The following is an 18,537-nucleotide window of genomic DNA, read 5'->3' as shown; positions in this document are numbered from 1 at the left end:
TTTTTTAATTTTTAGTTATATCGTTTTTAGATTAAAAGTTAGCACTATAGCGCTATAAGACTAATTGTTATATAATAAAAGCGAGACAAGAATGTTAAAATGCGAAAGGAGCGTGTGATGTTGTGCGTGTTTGATATAGAAACCATTCCTAATATAAGCTTGTGTAAAGAGCATTTTCAATTAAAAGAAGACGATGCGCTAAAAATCTGTGAATGGAGTTTTGAAAAGCAAAAAGAAAAAAGCGGGAGCGAGTTTTTGCCCCTTTATTTGCATGAAATTATCTCTATTGCAGCAGTCATTGGCGATGATTACGGGCAATTTATCAAAGTGGGGAATTTTGGTCAAAAACACGAGAATAAAGAGGATTTTACAAGCGAAAAAGAGCTTTTAGAGGACTTTTTCAAATATTTTAATGAAAAGCAACCGCGCCTAATAAGCTTCAATGGCAGAGGTTTTGATATACCCCTACTCACGCTCAAAGCCCTTAAATACAATTTAACTTTAGACGCTTTTTACAGCCAAGAAAACAAATGGGAGAATTACCGCGCGCGTTATAGCGAGCAGTTCCATTTGGATTTAATGGATAGCTTGAGCCATTATGGATCCGTCAGGGGGTTGAATTTGAATGGCGTTTGCTCTATGACGAATATTCCTGGTAAATTTGATGTGAGCGGGGATTTAGTGCATGCGATTTATTACAACCCTAAGATAAGCCAAAAGGAAAAAAAGGAGATTATTGATAGCTATTGTCAGAGCGATGTGCTTAACACTTACTGGCTTTTTTTAAAATACGAAGTGCTAAAAGGGGCTTTAAATAAGGAGCAATACCTTGGGCTATTGAATGATTTTTTAGCCAAATTCCCTAAGGAAAAATCCTATTCAAGCGTTTTTACTAACGCTTTAGAGAAAGAAATTAGGGAGTTTATTTAAAACCCTGAAACTAGGTAAAGACTGCTTAGAAAGAAATTTTTTAAAGCGTTAGAGAAACATGAGCCTAAAGTGTATATCTGCTTGATTTTAGATCCCCCACTTAAAACTATATTGTGCAATAACCATTGAACGATAAGAATAATATTTTTGAGAAAAAAATAAACGGATCACCCTCAATCTCAAACAAAACCTAAAACAAAATCCAACCTGTTAGGGCGTCAATCATCTAAAAGTGATACTATGACTAATAAATCAATTAAAGGCAAAGACATGAATGAAGTGGTTATAGTGGCGGCAAAGCGAAGCGCTGTAGGGAGTTTTCTAGGCTCTCTAAAGAATGTGGGTGCTAGAGAAATGGGTGTTTGCGTGCTTAAAGATGCTTTGAATGCGAGCGCTCTTAAGCCTAGCGATGTGGATTCTGTCATTTTAGGCAATGTTTTAGGCGCTGGTTTGGGTCAAAATATCGCCAGACAGATCCAACTAGACGCCGGTATCCCTAATGACAGAAACGCTTTCAGCGTCAATATGGTTTGCGGATCGTCTATGAAAGCTATCCAGTTAGCGCATGACAGCATCATGCTTGGGCGCGATGAGATGGTGGTGTGCGGTGGCGTGGAGAACATGAGCGCAGCGCCCTATCTGTCGTTTGACATGCGAGAGGGGAAAAGAATGGGGAATGCGAACATGATAGATTCCATGATACATGATGGATTATGGGATGCGTTCAATAATTACCACATGGGGATCACCGCTGATAATGTCGCTCAAGCATACCACATAAGCCGAGAAGATCAAGATAATTTCGCGCTCCAATCGCAACTCAAAGCAAGAGCCGCCATTAATGCAAAGAAATTCCAAGAAGAAATCACGCCTATTGAAATAGCGAATAAAAAAGGCGTGGTGGTTTTTAAAGAAGACGAATACCCTAGAGACACGACGCTAGAATCCCTTGCAAAGCTCAAACCCGCTTTCAAAAAAGACGGATCGGTAACGGCAGGAAATTCATCAGGGATCAATGATGGCGCGAGTATTATCATTTTATGCAGCGCTAAAAAAGCGCAAGCATTGGGGTTAAAAACCATGGTCACTATCAAGGGGTTTGGTTTGGGGGCTTGCAGTCCGGATATAATGGGTATATGCCCTAGTATCGCTATTAAAAACAACCTTAAAAATGTCAAAATGAATCTCAACGACATCAATCTTTTTGAACTCAATGAAGCTTTTGCCGCGCAAAGCCTAGCCGTGTTAAAAGAGCTTGAATTAAACCCCAATATCGTGAATGTGAATGGAGGCGCGATAGCCATTGGCCACCCTATTGGCGCGAGCGGCGCTAGAATTTTAGTTACTTTGTTGCATGAAATGAAGAGGAGCGGGCATGGCGTGGGCTGCGCGTCGTTGTGTGTGGGCGGCGGTCAAGGGCTATCAGTGGTAGTTGAACAAAAATAAAAAAATAAGGAGAATGAGATGAACAAGGTTATAACCGATTTAGACAAAGCATTGAGCGGGTTAAAAGACGGAGACACTATTTTAGTGGGCGGTTTTGGGCTGTGTGGGATACCCGAATACGCCATTGATTACATTTATAAGAAAGGCATTAAGGATTTGGTTGTCGTGAGCAATAATTGCGGCGTTGATGACTTTGGGCTTGGCATTCTTTTGGAAAAAAAGCAGATTAAAAAGATTATCGCTTCGTATGTGGGGGAGAATAAGATTTTTGAATCGCAAATGCTGAATGGAGAAATTGAAGTCGTTTTGACACCGCAAGGCACTTTGGCTGAAAACTTGCGCGCTGGAGGGGCTGGGATACCCGCTTACTACACCCCAACCGGTGTTGGGACTTTGATCGCTCAAGGCAAAGAATCAAGGGAATTTAACGGCAAAGAGTATATTTTAGAAAGAGCGATAACGGGCGATTATGGGCTTATCAAAGCCTATAAAAGCGACACTCTTGGGAATTTGGTGTTTAGAAAAACGGCCAGAAATTTCAACCCCTTGTGCGCGATGGCGTCAAAAATATGCGTCGCTGAAGTGGAAGAAATTGTCCCGGCCGGGGAATTAGACCCAGATGAAATACACTTGCCAGGAATCTATGTACAGCACATCTATAAGGGCGAGAAATTTGAAAAACGGATAGAAAAAACCACCACAAGGAGCGCAAAATGAGAGAGGCTATCATTAAAAGAGCGGCAAAGGAACTAAAAGAGGGCATGTATGTGAATTTAGGGATAGGCTTGCCCACGCTTGTGGCTAATGAAGTGAGCGGGATGAATATCGTTTTCCAAAGCGAGAACGGGCTGTTAGGGATTGGTCCTTACCCTTTAGAGGGAAGCGTTGATGCGGATCTCATTAATGCAGGAAAGGAAACCATAACCGTGGTGCCGGGCGCTTCGTTTTTCAATAGCGCGGATTCGTTTGCGATGATTCGTGGGGGGCATATTGATCTAGCGATTTTAGGGGGGATGGAAGTCTCGCAAAATGGGGATTTGGCTAATTGGATGATCCCTAAAAAGCTCATAAAAGGCATGGGAGGGGCTATGGATTTGGTGCATGGCGCTAAAAAAGTGATTGTCATCATGGAGCATTGCAACAAATACGGGGAGTCTAAAGTAAAAAAAGAATGCTCATTGCCCTTAACGGGAAAAGGCGTGGTGCATCAATTGATAACGGATTTAGCGGTGTTTGAATTTTCCAATAACGCCATGAAATTAGTGGAATTGCAAGAGGGGGTCAGCCTTAATCAAGTGAGAGAAAAAACAGAAGCTGAATTTGAAGTGCACCTATAGCTTATAAAAGGGGTGTGTTTATGTTTTTATTAAGGCATTTGACTTCAGCGTGCGTGTTTTTAGCGTCTAAATGTTTGCCGGACTCCTTTGTCTTGGTCACTCTTTTATCGTTTGTCGTGTTTGTTCTTGTTTATTGTTTGACAGGACAAGACGCTTCGTCTGTCATTTCTAGTTGGGGGAATGGTGCTTGGACGCTTTTGGGTTTTTCTATGCAAATGGCTCTTATTTTGGTGTTGGGTCAGGCTCTAGCTAGCGCTAAATCAGTCCAAAAACTTTTAAAATACTTGGCGTCTTTACCTAAAGGGTATTATACGGCTTTATTGCTAGTTACTTTTTTATCGTTAATCGCTAATTGGATCAACTGGGGGTTTGGCTTGGTGATTAGCGCGATTTTTGCAAAAGAGATCGCCAAAAATGTTAAAGGGGTGGATTACAGGCTGCTTATCGCTAGCGCTTATTCGGGTTTTGTCATCTGGCATGGGGGTTTATCCGGCTCTATCCCTTTAAGCGTTGCCACCCAAAATGAAGATCTGTCCAAAATAAGCGCTGGGGTGATTGAAAAAGCTATCCCTATCAGTCAGACGATTTTTTCTGCTTATAATTTAATCATTATAGGGATCATTCTTATAGGGTTACCCTTTTTAATGGCAATGATCCACCCTAAAAAAGAAGAAATCGTTGAGATTGATCCAAAGCTTTTAAAAGACGAATACAAAGAAACAGAACTCATTGATCACCAACAAGACAAAACGATCGCGCATTTTTTGGAAAACAGCGCTTTGCTTTCTTATCTTTTGGTTTTTTTGGGTTTTGGGTATCTGGGTATTTATTTTTTTAAAGGAGGAGGGATTAGTTTAAACATTGTCAATACGATTTTCCTTTTTTTAGGGATTTTGCTCCATAAAACCCCTTTAGCTTATGTGAAAGCGATCGATCATTCCGCTAGGAGCGTGGCTGGGATTTTATTGCAATTCCCTTTTTATGCCGGGATTATGGGGATGATGGCAAGCCATAGCGTGGGGGGTCATTCTTTAGCGCAAATGCTTTCTTTAGCCTTCACGCACATCGCTAATGAAAAAACTTTCGCGCTCATGACTTTTTTGAGCGCGGGGATTGTCAATATTTTCATCCCGTCTGGCGGAGGGCAATGGGCGATTCAAGCTCCTATCATGCTCCCAGCTGGGCAAAGCTTAGGAGTGGATCCGGGCGTGGTTTCTATGGCTATCGCTTGGGGAGACGCTTGGACGAATATGATACAGCCTTTTTGGGCTTTGCCCGCTTTAGCCATTGCAGGTTTGGGCGCTAAAGATATTATGGGCTATTGCGTTTTGACTTTAATTTTTGTAGGCTTAGTCGTGTGCGGGGTGTTTTATTTTTTAGTGTGAGTTTTTTATGCCTAAAACCACGCTCTTTTCAATGGGGTAAAAGTTTTTCTTTTTACCCTTTAAACGCTCTTGTAATTAAGCCTTATTTCGTTACAATAACCCCCATAATAACCTAAGGAAGTGTTTTGTTTTTTAAATTTATTTTATGTTTATTATTAGGAACGTTTGCATGGGCAAAAGAGGATATTCTTACCCCATTAACGCCCTCTAAACGCTATTCTATCAATTTGATGACCGAAAATGATGGTTATATCAACCCTTACATTGATGAGTATTATACCGCAGGCAATCAAATAGGCTTTTCTACTAAAGAATTTGATTTTTCTAAAAATAAAGCGATGAAATGGACTTCGTATTTAGGTTTTTTCAATAAAAGCCCTAGGGTTACTCGTTTTGGCATTTCTCTCGCCCAAGACATGTATACCCCCTCACTTAAAAACAGAAAACTGGTGCATTTGCATGACAACCACCCTTATGGGGGGTATTTACGGGTGAATTTGAATGTGTATAACCGCCATCAAACTTTCATGGAGTTGTTCACGCTTTCTTTAGGCACGACAGGGCAAGATTCTTTGGCCGCTCAAACGCAGCGTCTCATTCATAAATGGGGTCATGACCCCCAATTTTATGGCTGGAACACACAGCTCAAAAACGAATTTATCTTTGAATTGCACTACCAATTGCTCAAAAAAGTCCCCCTTTTAAAGACTCGTTTTTTTTCTATGGAGTTAATGCCTGGGTTTAATGTGGAATTGGGTAATGCGAGGGATTATTTCCAACTCGGCTCGCTCTTTAGGGCTGGGTATAACCTGGACGCTGATTATGGTGTCAATAAGGTCAATACCGCTTTTGATGGGGGCATGCCTTATAGCGATAAATTTTCTATCTATTTTTTTGTAGGGGCTTTTGGGCGCTTCCAACCCCTTAACATCTTCATTCAAGGCAATAGCCCTGAAACTAGGGGCATTGCTAATTTGGAATACTTTGTTTATGCCAGTGAAATAGGAGCGGCTATGATGTGGCGTAGCTTTAGGGTGGCTTTTACGATCACTGATATTAGTAAAACCTTTCAATCCCAGCCTAAGCACCACCAGATCGGCACATTAGAATTGAATTTCGCCTTTTGATTTAATATCAGTTTAATATTTTTATTCCTATATGATATTTATATGATATTTTTGGGTAATTTAAGATGAATATCGGTAGCGTTTTGAATGAATTTGTTACTACTTTTCACTTTATTACACCAAATTTTCCCTTATTACAAACAACTTTGAAATAAACGATTTCCATTTTACAATCTGTCCTATACTTCTAATAGGTTGCCTTGAGCAACACTTTAATACAAGGAGTCTAAATGAAAGACGCAAGAGTTCAGGTGATGGGTATTGATGCCGGTGGCACCATGACGGACACGTTTTTTGTGAAAGAAAATGGCAGTTTCGTAGTCGGTAAAGCCCAAAGCAACCCAGAAGATGAGAGTTTAGCTATTTATAACAGCTCACAAGACGCTTTATCGCATTGGAAATCAGATGTCAGTAAGGTTTATCCAGAGTTGGTCACTTGCGTGTATTCTGGCACGGCGATGCTCAATCGGGTCGTCCAAAGGCGTGGGATGGAAGTGGGTCTGATTTGCAATAAGGGTTTTGAGCAAATGCATTCTATGGGTAGGGCGTTGCAATCCTATTTGGGGTATGCGCTAGAAGAAAGATTGCATATCAACACGCACAAGTATGATGATCCGCTGATTCCTTTAAAAAGGATTAGAGGCGTTACAGAAAGAACCGATGTCAAGGGGCAAGTGGTTATCCCAGTGCGCCAAGAAGAGGTAAAAATGGCTGTTAAGGAGCTTTTAGAAGCAGGCGCGAAAGCCATTGTGATTTGCTTGTTGCAATCTCATAAAAACGCTGAAAGCGAGCGGATCGTTAGAGATATAGCGTTAAAAGAAATTGAAAAATTGGGTAAAAATATTCCTGTATTCGCTTCTGTGGATTACTACCCTCAAAGAAAAGAAAGCCACAGAATGAACACCACTATCTTAGAAGCTTATGCGGCTGAGCCAAGCAGACAAACCCTCTCTAAAGTCAGCAACCGCTTCAAAGAGCATGGCGCTAAATTTGATCTTCGTGTGATGGCAACGCATGGAGGCACCATTAGCTGGAAAGCTAAAGAACTCGCTAGGACTATTGTGAGCGGCCCTATTGGAGGCGTGATTGGATCTAAATTGCTGGGCGAAACGCTTGGTTATGACAATATTGCATGCAGCGATATTGGCGGCACGAGCTTTGATATGGCGCTTATCGTTAAGAGCAATTTTAATATCGCTTCTGACCCTGATATGGCGCGCCTTGTTTTATCTCTACCGCTTGTGGCTATGGATTCCGTTGGTGCGGGTGCTGGGAGTTTTGTGCGCATTGATCCGCACAGCCAATCGGTCAAACTAGGGCCTGACAGTGCGGGGTATAGAGTTGGCACTTGTTGGAAAGACAGCGGGTTAGACACGGTTTCGGTAACCGATTGCCACATTGTTTTAGGCTATTTGAACCCGGATAATTTCTTAGGCGGTTTGATCAAATTAGATGTGGATAGGGCTAAAAAACACATTAAAGAGCAAATCGCTGATCCGCTAGGCATTAGCGTAGAAGATGCGGCTGCGGGCGTGATTGAGCTGCTTGATTTAGAGCTTAAAGAATACTTGCGATCCAATATTAGCGCTAAAGGGTATAGCCCGTCTGATTTTGTGTGCTTTTCGTATGGTGGCGCGGGGCCTGTGCATACCTATGGCTATACAGAAGGTTTAGGGTTTAAGGATGTGGTAGTGCCTGCGTGGGCGGCTGGATTTAGCGCTTTTGGTTGCGCTTGCGCTGATTTTGAATACAGATACGATAAGAGCGTGGATATTGCCATTCCGCAGTATTCTTCAGACAAGTCAAAAACAGAAGCATGCAAGATCATTCAAGACGCATGGGATGAATTGACTCTCAAAGTGATTGAGGAGTTCAAGATCAATGGATTCTCTGAAAAAGATGTGATTTTAAGACCTGGATACAGGATGCAGTATATGGGGCAATTGAATGATTTAGAGATCACTTCTCCTGTATCAAAAGCTGCAAGCGTGGCTGATTGGGAAGAAATTGTCAAAGAATATGAAAAAACCTACGCTCGTGTTTATTCTGAATCAGCGTGTTCGCCAGAGCTTGGTTTTAGCGTGACCGGTGTGATCATGCGTGGTGTTGTGGCTACGCAAAAACCTGTGATTCCGGTTGAAAAAGAGCATGGCACTACGCCCCCAAAAGAAGCCAAAATAGGCGTTAGAAAATTCTATCGTCATAAGAAATGGGTGGATGCAGATGTGTGGCAAATGGAAAAATTACTGCCTGGAAATGAAGTCATAGGGCCTGCGATCGTAGAATCAGATGCGACCACTTTCGTGATACCCAAAGGCTTTGCGACAAGACTAGACAAACACCGATTGTTCCACTTGAAAGAAATTAAATAAAGGAGTTCAAAATGGCAAATTTATTGAAAAACGGCAAAACTTTAAAACAAGCTAGAGGTGAAATCCTAGCCAGGACAGAAAAAACAGGGCATTATAATGGTCTCAAAAAACTAGAGTTTAAAGAAAGAGATCCGATCGGTTATGAGAAAATGTTCTCTAAATTAAGAGGCGGTATCGTGCATGCCAGAGAAACAGCTAAAAGGATTGCGGCAAGCCCTATTGTTGAGCAAGAGGGGGAATTGTGCTTCACGCTTTATAACGCTGTGGGCGATAGCGTGCTGACTTCTACGGGTATCATTATCCATGTAGGGACTATGGGATCAGCTATCAAATACATGGTAGAGAATAATTGGGAAGATAACCCAGGCATCAATGACAAGGATATTTTCACCAATAACGACTGCGCGATTGGGAATGTGCACCCATGCGATATTATGACTCTTGTGCCTATTTTTCACGATGAAAAATTGATTGGGTGGGTAGGCGGTGTTACGCATGTGATTGATACCGGTTCGGTTACTCCAGGATCAATGAGCACTGGACAGGTTCAAAGATTTGGGGATGGATACATGATCACTTGCCGTAAGACAGGAGCGAATGATGAGAGCTTTAAAGATTGGTTGCATGAATCTCAAAGATCGGTAAGAACGCCTAAATATTGGATTCTAGATGAAAGGACTAGGATTGCAGGATGCCATATGATTAGGGATTTAGTGATGGAAGTCATTAAAGAAGACGGCATTGATTCTTACATGCGATTTATTGATGAGGTGATTGAAGAGGGGAGGAGAGGCCTTATCTCTAGGATCAAATCCATGACCATACCGGGCAAGTATAGAAAGGTAGCGTTTGTGGATGTGCCTTATGCACATAAAGATATTGGCGTGTGCTCTGAATTTGCTAAGCTAGACACAATCATGCACTCTCCTGTGGAAATCACTATCAATAAAGACGCTACATGGAAATTAGATTTTGATGGCGCGTCCAGGTGGGGATGGCACTCTTTCAATTGCAACCAAGTGTCCTTTACTAGCGGTATTTGGGTGATGATGACTCAAACATTGATACCCACTTCTCGCATCAACGATGGCGCTTATTTTGCGACTCAATTCAGACTCAAAAAAGGGACTTGGATGAATCCAGATGACAGACGCACCGGGCATGCTTATGCGTGGCACTTCTTAGTATCAGGCTGGAGCGCTTTGTGGAGAGGCTTGTCTCAAGCGTATTACAGCCGAGGGTATTTAGAAGAGGTCAATTCCGGGAACGCTAACACTTCCAATTGGCTGCAAGGCGGTGGTATCAACCAGGATGGAGAAATCCATGCGGTGAATAGCTTTGAGACGAGTTCTTGTGGGACTGGAGCTTGCGCGATAAAAGACGGCCTGAATCACGCAGCGGCTATTTGGAATCCAGAAGGCGATATGGGCGATGTTGAAATTTGGGAAATGGCAGAACCTCTTCTTTATTTAGGCAGGAATGTCAAAGCCAATACCGGTGGGTATGGGAAATATCGAGGCGGTAACGGGTTTGAAACCTTAAGAATGGTGTGGGGCGCGCATGATTGGACCATGTTCTTTATGGGTAATGGCTATATGAATAGCGATTGGGGTATGATGGGGGGCTATCCAGCGGCTAGTGGCTATAGGTTTGAAGCGCACAACACCGACTTGAAAAACAGGATTAAAAATAACGCTAGCTTGCCTTTGGGGGGCGATTTTAACCCAACGGATCGAGATTATGAAAAGCACATTTCTCATGCGTCTCAAGTCAAAAGGGATAAGCAATGCATCACCACCGAGAACTGCTTTGACAATTACGACTTGTATTTGAACTACATCAAAGGCGGTCCTGGATTTGGCGATCCGATTGAAAGGGATTTGAATGCGATTTTAGAAGATCTCAACAGCAAACAGCTATTGCCAGAATACGCTTACAAGGTTTATGGCGCGGTGGTGAGTCAAAATAAAGACGGCGTGTGGGTAGGAGATGAAGCCAAAACGAAAGCCAGAAGAAAAGAAATTCTTGAAAACAGAAAGGCTAGATCCATACCGGTAAAACAATGGATGGAGCAAGAAAGAAACGCTATCCTTGAAAAAGAGGCTTCCAAACAGGTTAAGCACATGTATGCGACTAGCTTTGATCTCTCGCCCAAGTTTTTAAACGATTTTAAAACATTTTGGAACTTGCCAAAGAGCTGGACTGTAAAAGAAGATGAGCTTGGCGTATTCACCTATGGATCTAAATACAGGATGGATTTGAGCAAATTGCCTGATGTGCGCACAGTTCTGTTGGTTGATGAGAAATAAAGAAAGGAGAATGGTCATGTCAAAATACACACAAGAACAAATTAAAAATTTAGTAGAGGGGAACTTGGATTGGAACACTGTCTTAAAAATGCTGAGCATGCCTAAAGATCATGAAAGATTCCAAATGTATTTGAAGGTGTTGCAAGATAAGGTAGATTTTGATGACAAAATCGTCTTACCCTTGGGGCCGCATTTGTTTGTGGTGCAAGATCCTCAAAAGAAGTGGGTTATTAAGTGTTCATGCGGTCATGCGTTTTGCGCTCCAGAGGAGAATTGGAAATTGCATGCAAACATCTATGTGCGCGATACAGCAGAAAAAATGGAAGAGGTGTATCCTAAACTCTTAGCCAGTGATACTAACTGGCAAGTGTATCGGGAGTATATTTGCCCAGATTGCGGCATCCTTTTAGATGTTGAAGCTCCAACTCCTTGGTATCCTGTGATCCATGATTTTGAGCCTGATATAGAGGCGTTTTATAAAGATTGGCTAGGCATACAGCCCCCAGAAAGACGCTAAAACCGCTCAATCCTTTTTGTGAAGAGGCTTTATGCCTCTTGGCATTAAAAAGCTTGGGTTAGTCCAACTCAAGCGGATTTATTCAATCCTAACAAATTTAGCTTCAAATTAAAAAATTCAAGCTCTTTTTCTTTTTTTTTGGTTTAATACTCGGTATAATTTTAATCACACTCAAAAGGAAAAGCTATGAAAATAACACAAGGCACCCCTAACGACTTTGTTGCCCTAACAAGTGTGATATTTTCTGTCTCTTTATACCAGCGAAATTACACTACTTGGGAGAGAGGAAATCGTGAAAAATTACTGCAAGATATTGTCAATATCTTTCAAAACAAGAAAACGCATTTTATGGGTTCCATCACTATGCTTCAATAAAATAAAGGGTATTTTTGACTAAAAAATTCATGTCTTGGATGGTGGTTATCGGGGCTTTAATTTGCGTGCTTTTGGGGGTGTTTATCTTCTTTACTAGCATGTCGGTTAAAAAATCTTTAACCGCTTATCTTAACGCTTATTTGGATCAACGCCCCCATATCAAGGGCATGGGGATTGTGGGCGCTCCTTTTGAATGTGAAGGGTTTTTTAAAATTGCATGCGTTTCTAAAGAGCTGAGTTTTTTAGATTCTCAAAACTCCCCTATTATGGATTTTAAAAATTTGAGTATTAAGCTCGATTCTTTGGATAAAAGCTCTCTTATTCTTTCTATCCATTCTCAAATCAAATCCCCTATTTTAGAACAAGATATTCAGCAAAAAATCCATCAAATCCCCCTAAAAGACTTGAATGCCTTATTGGAAAAAATGAAACCCACGCGCTTGAATTGCTCTTTAAAATTCAACGCTTTAGATGAAAAAACCCTAAACGATAATTTAAAATGCGATTTGACTAATGCAGAGAATATCCTTGCTTACACTTTTTTTCAAGAGGGTTTAATGGAGGCGCAAGAAAATCTCTCCCTTAAAAATATTTTTAAAACCTTAAATTCTAAAGACGCTAAGGCCATAGAAGAGTTGCAAGACAAACTGCGTTTTTCAGCGCCAAAGTTGAGTGTTTCTATCCAAGCACGCCATCTTAAAAATGTTTTAGAGTCTTTTTATCACCAAAATAAAGAGAGTTTGGGCTTTTTTTCCCCTTATTTTAGCTTGCGTTCTCAAACCCCTAGCGTCTCTTATGAAAGCGCGTTAGCTTCTTTAGAAAAATATTTTATGGCCTTGTTCCAATCCCGTTTTAAAGACGATGCAGAGCTCCAACAAAATTTTAAAGGATTGTTGCAAGCCTTTGTTTCTATGGCTAAAGACAAACGATCCCGAATCGCTCTTAACGCCCAAGCTCAAGACAACACCAAGCTGACTTTTAACGCCCTGTTAGAAAACCTTAGCGTGAATTTCTTTCAATCTTACAAAATAAGCCATGAGTGATTTCAAAGTCCCGCCCAAAGCTAAAGGGTTTAAACGCCTTTTTAAAGCCCTTTTTTATTCTAAAGACGGGCTTAAATGCGCATGGATTGAAGAGGGTGCATTCAGGCAAATTGTCATTTTGGCTCTTTTTTGCATCGTTCTAGCGAGCTATTTAGCTAAAGATTTTTTAGAATGGGGGCTATTGATTTTGCCTTGTTTTTTATCAGTGGTGATTGAACTAATCAATAGCTCTATTGAAAAGGCTGTGGATTTCACTGGTACAGAGTTCCACCCCTTAGCCAAAAAGGCTAAAGACATGGCCAGTTCAGCCCAGTTGATAGGGCTTATTTTTTGGGCTTTGATTTGGGGGCGTTATCTTTTAACGCTTTATTTTAATTAAATTTTAGGGAGATACATGCAAGATCGTTTAGTCAATGAAACAAAAAATATTGTAGAAGTGGGGATTGATTCTTCTATTGAAGAGAGCTATTTAGCTTATTCCATGAGCGTGATCATAGGGCGCGCTTTACCAGACGCTAGAGATGGCTTAAAGCCAGTGCACAGGCGTATTTTGTATGCGATGCATGAATTAGGCCTTACTTCCAAAGTCGCTTACAAAAAAAGCGCTAGGATCGTGGGTGATGTGATTGGTAAATACCACCCCCATGGCGATAATGCGGTTTATGATGCACTAGTGAGAATGGCGCAAGATTTTTCCATGCGTTTGGAATTGGTGGATGGGCAGGGCAACTTTGGCTCTATTGATGGCGATAACGCTGCAGCGATGCGTTACACTGAAGCCAGAATGACTAAGGCGAGTGAAGAAATTTTAAGGGATATTGATAAGGACACCATTGATTTTGTGCCTAATTATGATGACACCTTAAAAGAGCCAGATATTCTACCAAGCCGTCTGCCTAACCTTTTAGTCAATGGGGCTAATGGGATCGCTGTAGGGATGGCGACTTCTATCCCCCCTCACAGGATTGATGAAATCATAGACGCTTTAGCGCATGTCTTAGAAAACCCTAACGCTGGATTAGATGAAATCTTAGAATTTGTCAAAGGGCCTGATTTTCCTACTGGTGGGATCATTTATGGCAAGGCGGGTATTATTGAAGCCTATAAAATGGGGCGAGGGCGCGTGAAAGTGCGGGCCAAAGTGCATGTGGAAAAGACGAAAAATAAAGAAATCATCGTTTTAGATGAAATGCCTTTTCAAACCAATAAAGCCAAATTAGTGGAACAAATCAGCGATTTAGCGCGAGAAAAACAAATTGAAGGCATTAGTGAAGTGCGCGATGAGAGCGATAGAGAGGGCATTAGAGTGGTGATTGAATTAAAAAGAGACGCGATGAGTGAAATTGTCTTAAACCACCTCTACAAACTCACCACCATGGAGACCACTTTTAGCATCATTTTACTCGCTATTTACAATAAAGAGCCTAAGATTTTCACGCTTTTAGAGTTGTTGCGCCTTTTCTTAAACCACAGAAAAACCATTATTATAAGACGCACGATTTTTGAATTGGAAAAGGCTAAGGCCAGAGCGCATATTTTAGAGGGCTATTTGATCGCATTAGACAATATTGATGAAATCGTGCAGCTCATTAAAACAAGCCAAAGCCCAGAAGTGGCTAAAAACGCCTTAATGGAGCGTTTTACTTTGAGTGAAATCCAAAGCAAAGCCATTTTAGAAATGCGTTTGCAACGCTTAACAGGCCTTGAAAGGGATAAAGTCAAAGAAGAATACCAAAACTTGCTAGAACTTATTGATGATCTCAATGGCATTTTAAAGAGCGAAGATCGCCTGAATGGAGTCGTCAAAACAGAGCTTTTAGAAGTCAAAGAGCAATTTTCTTCTCCAAGACGCACTGAAATTCAAGAATCGTATGAAAATATTGATATAGAAGATTTGATCGCTAATGAGCCTATGGTGGTGAGCATGAGCTATAAAGGCTATGTGAAAAGAGTGGATTTAAAAGCCTATGAAAAGCAAAGTCGTGGCGGTAAGGGCAAGCTTTCAGGCAGCACTTATGAAGACGATTTCATTGAAAGCTTTTTTGTGGCTAACACGCATGATATTTTGCTCTTTATCACTAATAAAGGTCAGTTGTATCATTTGAAAGTTTATAAAATCCCAGAAGCGAGCCGGATCGCTATGGGTAAAGCTATTGTGAATTTAATCTCGCTCGCTCCGGATGAAAAGATCATGGCGACTCTAAGCACCAAAGACTTTAGCGATGAACGCTCTTTAGCTTTTTTCACGAAAAATGGCGTGGTGAAGCGCACCAATTTGAGCGAATTTGGGAGCAACAGGAGTTGTGGTGTCAGAGCGATTATTTTAGATAAAGATGATGAATTAGTGAGTGCAAAAATAGTGGATAAAAACGCTAAGCATTTGCTCATCGCATCGCATTTGGGCACTTTCATTAAATTCCCTTTAGAAGATGTGCGCGAAATGGGAAGAAGCGCTCATGGGGTTAGGGGTATTAAATTGAATGAAAATGATTTTGTTGTCAGTGCGGTCGTTATTAACGATGATAGCAACAAGCTTTTGAGCGTGAGCGAGAACGGGCTTGGCAAGCAAACTCTAGCCGAAGCGTATAGAGAGCAATCTCGTGGAGGTAAGGGGGTCATTGGCATGAAGCTCACTCAAAAAACCGGTAATTTGGTGGGCGTTATCAGCGTGGATGATGAGAACCTGGATTTGATGATCCTTACTGCGAGTGCGAAAATGATTAGAGTTTCCATTAAAGACATTAGAGAAACCGGAAGAAACGCTAGTGGGGTAAAACTCATAAACACCGCCGATAAAGTCATGTATGTCAATTCTTGCCCTAAAGAAGAAGAGCCAGAAAATTTAGAAAACCCTCCTACACAATTATTTGAGTGATGCGTTTCTTTTCATTCTTTTATTTTTTATTTTATTTTTTAGGGGTTTCTTTGCATGCTCTCAGCCCCCTAGAAGATCAAGAATTTTTAATTTCGTATCGCTTGAAAATCGTTGATTCTAGAGTGATGGGCGAAGAGTATTCCATCTCTAAACCTATAATTAGCCGCATCAAAACAGCCCCCTATGTTTTAGATTATCATTGCTCTATTATTACTCGCAACTTACCTAATTTGAAAGACCCCCTACTTAAAACACAATCAGAACGCTTCCTTTTAGAAATAGCGTTAAAAAAAGAAAAAGAGCGAGTCATAGACTGCATTTTAAAAAGCCAAGTTATTATCACGCATTATGATCACAGCTATAAAAACGGCACCACTACCACAAGCATTCTTGACCTCAAAGCCTTAAGCGTTAGAGCGAGTTTAGTGGGAGATGCACTGTTTTTAGATATTTTTAGAAAGGAAGAAGAATGAAAATCGCCATTGTAGAAGATGATATTAACATGCGTAAAAGTCTGGAGCTTTTTTTTGAGCTTCAAGACGATTTAGAGATTGTGAGTTTTAAAAACCCTAAAGACGCTTTAGCGAAACTTGATGAAAGCTTTGATTTAGTCATCACGGATATTAACATGCCCCATATGGACGGCTTAGAATTTTTACGCCTTTTAGAAGGCAAATACGAATCCATTGTGATTACCGGTAACGCGACTTTGAATAAAGCCATTGATTCCATTCGTTTAGGCGTGAAAGACTTTTTCCAAAAGCCTTTTAAACCAGAATTGCTTTTAGAGTCCATCTATCGCACCAAAAAAGTTTTAGAATTTCAAAAAAAACACCCTTTAGAAAAACCCTTAAAAAAACCACACAAACACAGCTTTTTAGCCGCTTCAAAAGCGTTAGAAGAAAGCAAACGGCAAGCCTTAAAAGTCGCAAGCACGGACGCTAATGTCATGCTATTAGGCGAAAGCGGGGTGGGTAAGGAGATTTTTGCTCATTTCATCCACCAGCATTCGCAGCGCTCTAAACACCCTTTTATAGCGATCAACATGTCCGCTATCCCAGAGCATTTATTAGAAAGCGAGCTTTTTGGGTATCAAAAAGGGGCGTTCACGGACGCCACAGCTCCTAAAATGGGGCTTTTTGAAAGCGCTAATAAAGGCACGATCTTTTTAGATGAAATCGCTGAAATGCCCGTTCAATTGCAAAGCAAGCTTTTAAGAGTGGTTCAGGAAAAAGAAATCACGCGCCTTGGGGATAATAAGAGCGTTAAAATTGATGTTCGTTTTATTTCCGCCACCAACGCTAACATGAAAGAAAAAATCGCTTCAAAAGAATTTAGAGAAGATTTGTTTTTCCGCTTGCAAATCGTGCCTATAACTATCGCGCCTTTAAGAGAGAGGACAGAAGAGATTTTACCCATTGCTGAAATCAAGCTTAAAGAAGTGTGCGAGGCTTATCATTTGGGGCCAAAATCTTTTTCAAAAAACGCCGCAAAACGCCTTTTAGAATACTCTTGGCATGGGAATGTGCGAGAGCTTTTAGGCGTCGTGGAAAGAGCGGCGATTTTAAGCGAAGGAGCAGAAATCCAAGAGAAAGATTTGTTTTTGGAAAGGTAGTTTGTAGGGCTTCTTTATAAATCATCTGCAACCAGATAAGTTTAATAAGTTTTAGTGATCATGCTATAATTTCATGGAATTGCATGGTTTGTTGTGTAACAAATTGAGTGAAAGAGTGGATAGATTTGGCTATAGAGTGATTGGTGTTGGAGTGGATAAAGAGACTAACGGAGTTGTTGTTCAGTTGAATAAGGAAACGATGGTTAGATTGAATAGCAAAAACCGCTTTAGCAAATGATGGTGATCTCATGGCGGGTATTTTTGATGAATTTAATGGATTAAAGGCTAATAAAGAACCACAAAAACCTCACTCGATCTATTACGGGTATGGCAGCTCTTATAAAATCATTGATGTTCTTAACGATAAGGATGGTGATTTTATCAGTTGCAGATTGTTTATCGTTAAGGAATTAGGGGTTGATGAGTGTTTAGGGTTTTATGCGCCCCCTATGATTGACAATAACAACACCACTCTTGCTGATTTGCTTGAAAATGGCGAGCCTACAACATATTATGAAACCAATTCTGCAAATATCAGGCGTTTTTTGGATAGAGAGCCTTACAACATTGAGTGGTTGATGGGGAAGTATTTGGGGGTTGGGTTTAGGAGTTACAAAATAGAGCGGATACGAGGAACGGAATTTGTAACCAAATTCCGCTATAAAAAGTGGGGTTCTATGATTGACAGAGAAGTTAAAATGCAATTCCCCAAATATCTTAAAGACTCAAAGAAGACAGCCGTTAAAATAACAAGCAAGGTGTTTTACGAGTTGTTGAGAGGGCCTTTGTTTGGCAACCTCCTCGGCAAAGATCCCATTTGGGCGATTATCATGTGGAAGGAAAACAATAATAAATAAAATCTTGTTGGGTTTTAATCTTCTTATTTTTTTAAATTAAAAGTCATTTTTTAACCCCTAAAATCGCGCTACAAAAATTATCGTGCCATTAAAATCAGGCTCTTTACTATTGATTATTAAAAATACTTTTTAGTATTTTTTATAATTTATGATTAACACTTAATGATAGTAAAGCCTTATTAATAATTTTGGTGTGGGACTAAAAATAGTGAGTTTAGGGGCTTTAAACCCCCCAAGCAGAAATCCCAAATATCTTTAGTGTTTGGGATGAATGCTTTAGTTCCGCTAGGAACTATATAAAAACCTTAAGTGAAACTAACCTTGATTTTCTATATACGCTTTGATCGTT

14 protein-coding genes and 2 pseudogenes are annotated in these 18,537 nt (G+C 40.7%); all 16 read left to right on the top strand.

Translation table 11 applies throughout. The annotated features are described in order from the left end of the window. Nucleotides 1-117: 117 nt before the first annotated feature. On the top strand, nt 118-930 hold the full coding sequence (locus EAL87_RS06270; protein WP_120913764.1) for a 3'-5' exonuclease: 813 nt from the start codon (nt 118-120) through the stop codon (nt 928-930). A 270-nt stretch (nt 931-1,200) separates the two neighbouring features. Beyond that, complete coding sequence (locus EAL87_RS06265) at nt 1,201-2,376, top strand: acetyl-CoA C-acetyltransferase (protein WP_120913814.1); 1,176 nt, start codon at nt 1,201-1,203, stop codon at nt 2,374-2,376. 18 nt (nt 2,377-2,394) lie between these two features. Then, nucleotides 2,395-3,093, top strand: a complete 699-nt coding sequence (locus EAL87_RS06260; RefSeq protein WP_041051366.1) for a CoA transferase subunit A — start codon at nt 2,395-2,397, stop codon at nt 3,091-3,093. Continuing rightward, entirely contained in the window at nt 3,090-3,713 is a 624-nt protein-coding gene (locus tag EAL87_RS06255) for a 3-oxoacid CoA-transferase subunit B (protein ID WP_120913762.1), read from the top strand. Before EAL87_RS06260 ends, EAL87_RS06255 begins: the two co-directional genes overlap by 4 nt. A gap of 20 nt (nt 3,714-3,733) precedes the next feature. Next, nucleotides 3,734-5,098 (top strand): TIGR00366 family protein, encoded by a 1,365-nt coding sequence (locus EAL87_RS06250; RefSeq protein ID WP_120913760.1) that lies wholly within the window; start codon nt 3,734-3,736, stop codon nt 5,096-5,098. A gap of 125 nt (nt 5,099-5,223) precedes the next feature. After that, nucleotides 5,224-6,225, top strand: coding sequence for a lipid A deacylase LpxR family protein (locus EAL87_RS06245; RefSeq protein WP_000465207.1), 1,002 nt, complete (start codon nt 5,224-5,226; stop codon nt 6,223-6,225). A gap of 230 nt (nt 6,226-6,455) precedes the next feature. Further along, entirely contained in the window at nt 6,456-8,597 is a 2,142-nt protein-coding gene (locus EAL87_RS06240) for a hydantoinase/oxoprolinase family protein (protein WP_120913758.1), read from the top strand. A gap of 11 nt (nt 8,598-8,608) precedes the next feature. After that, complete coding sequence (locus EAL87_RS06235) at nt 8,609-10,906, top strand: hydantoinase B/oxoprolinase family protein (protein ID WP_120913756.1); 2,298 nt, start codon at nt 8,609-8,611, stop codon at nt 10,904-10,906. Nucleotides 10,907-10,922: 16 nt separating this feature from the next. Next, nucleotides 10,923-11,423: an acetone carboxylase subunit gamma gene (locus EAL87_RS06230; RefSeq protein ID WP_001846809.1), complete on the top strand. Its 501-nt coding sequence runs from the start codon at nt 10,923-10,925 to the stop codon at nt 11,421-11,423. 186 nt (nt 11,424-11,609) lie between these two features. Beyond that, a pseudogene (locus EAL87_RS06225) lies at nt 11,610-11,792 on the top strand (DUF262 domain-containing protein); the annotation flags it as partial. Between the two features lie 20 nt (nt 11,793-11,812). Then, nucleotides 11,813-12,841, top strand: coding sequence for a hypothetical protein (locus tag EAL87_RS06220; RefSeq protein WP_120913752.1), 1,029 nt, complete (start codon nt 11,813-11,815; stop codon nt 12,839-12,841). Then, complete coding sequence (locus EAL87_RS06215) at nt 12,834-13,220, top strand: diacylglycerol kinase (RefSeq protein WP_120913750.1); 387 nt, start codon at nt 12,834-12,836, stop codon at nt 13,218-13,220. The genes EAL87_RS06220 and EAL87_RS06215 overlap by 8 nt, the downstream gene beginning before the upstream one ends. 15 nt (nt 13,221-13,235) lie before the next feature. Then, nucleotides 13,236-15,716: a DNA topoisomerase (ATP-hydrolyzing) subunit A gene (gyrA, locus tag EAL87_RS06210; protein WP_120913748.1), complete on the top strand. Its 2,481-nt coding sequence runs from the start codon at nt 13,236-13,238 to the stop codon at nt 15,714-15,716. Further along, nucleotides 15,716-16,189, top strand: coding sequence for a hypothetical protein (locus tag EAL87_RS06205; protein WP_162972671.1), 474 nt, complete (start codon nt 15,716-15,718; stop codon nt 16,187-16,189). Before gyrA ends, EAL87_RS06205 begins: the two co-directional genes overlap by 1 nt. Next, nucleotides 16,186-17,331, top strand: a complete 1,146-nt coding sequence (gene flgR / locus EAL87_RS06200; RefSeq protein ID WP_120913744.1) for a transcriptional activator FlgR — start codon at nt 16,186-16,188, stop codon at nt 17,329-17,331. The genes EAL87_RS06205 and flgR overlap by 4 nt, the downstream gene beginning before the upstream one ends. A gap of 73 nt (nt 17,332-17,404) precedes the next feature. Next, a pseudogene (locus tag EAL87_RS06195) lies at nt 17,405-18,188 on the top strand (hypothetical protein). The last annotated feature ends 349 nt before the right edge of the window (nt 18,189-18,537 follow it).

Origin of the sequence: Helicobacter pylori, assembly GCF_003636935.1 — a bacterium.
In the GTDB taxonomy this organism is placed as follows: Bacteria; Campylobacterota; Campylobacteria; order Campylobacterales; family Helicobacteraceae; genus Helicobacter; species Helicobacter pylori_CH.
Note: the sequence above shows the minus strand (reverse complement) of the source record. Positions and strands in the feature narration are given on the sequence as shown.

Coding starts and splice junctions, on each gene's coding strand:
- EAL87_RS06235 (WP_120913756.1), top strand. CDS start 8,609: ATGGCAAATTTATTGAAAAACGGCAAAACTTTAAAACAAGCTAGAGGT.
- EAL87_RS06250 (WP_120913760.1), top strand. CDS start 3,734: ATGTTTTTATTAAGGCATTTGACTTCAGCGTGCGTGTTTTTAGCGTCT.
- EAL87_RS06205 (WP_162972671.1), top strand. CDS start 15,716: ATGCGTTTCTTTTCATTCTTTTATTTTTTATTTTATTTTTTAGGGGTT.
- EAL87_RS06215 (WP_120913750.1), top strand. CDS start 12,834: ATGAGTGATTTCAAAGTCCCGCCCAAAGCTAAAGGGTTTAAACGCCTT.
- EAL87_RS06260 (WP_041051366.1), top strand. CDS start 2,395: ATGAACAAGGTTATAACCGATTTAGACAAAGCATTGAGCGGGTTAAAA.
- flgR (WP_120913744.1), top strand. CDS start 16,186: ATGAAAATCGCCATTGTAGAAGATGATATTAACATGCGTAAAAGTCTG.
- EAL87_RS06270 (WP_120913764.1), top strand. CDS start 118: ATGTTGTGCGTGTTTGATATAGAAACCATTCCTAATATAAGCTTGTGT.
- EAL87_RS06255 (WP_120913762.1), top strand. CDS start 3,090: ATGAGAGAGGCTATCATTAAAAGAGCGGCAAAGGAACTAAAAGAGGGC.
- EAL87_RS06240 (WP_120913758.1), top strand. CDS start 6,456: ATGAAAGACGCAAGAGTTCAGGTGATGGGTATTGATGCCGGTGGCACC.
- EAL87_RS06265 (WP_120913814.1), top strand. CDS start 1,201: ATGAATGAAGTGGTTATAGTGGCGGCAAAGCGAAGCGCTGTAGGGAGT.
- gyrA (WP_120913748.1), top strand. CDS start 13,236: ATGCAAGATCGTTTAGTCAATGAAACAAAAAATATTGTAGAAGTGGGG.
- EAL87_RS06230 (WP_001846809.1), top strand. CDS start 10,923: ATGTCAAAATACACACAAGAACAAATTAAAAATTTAGTAGAGGGGAAC.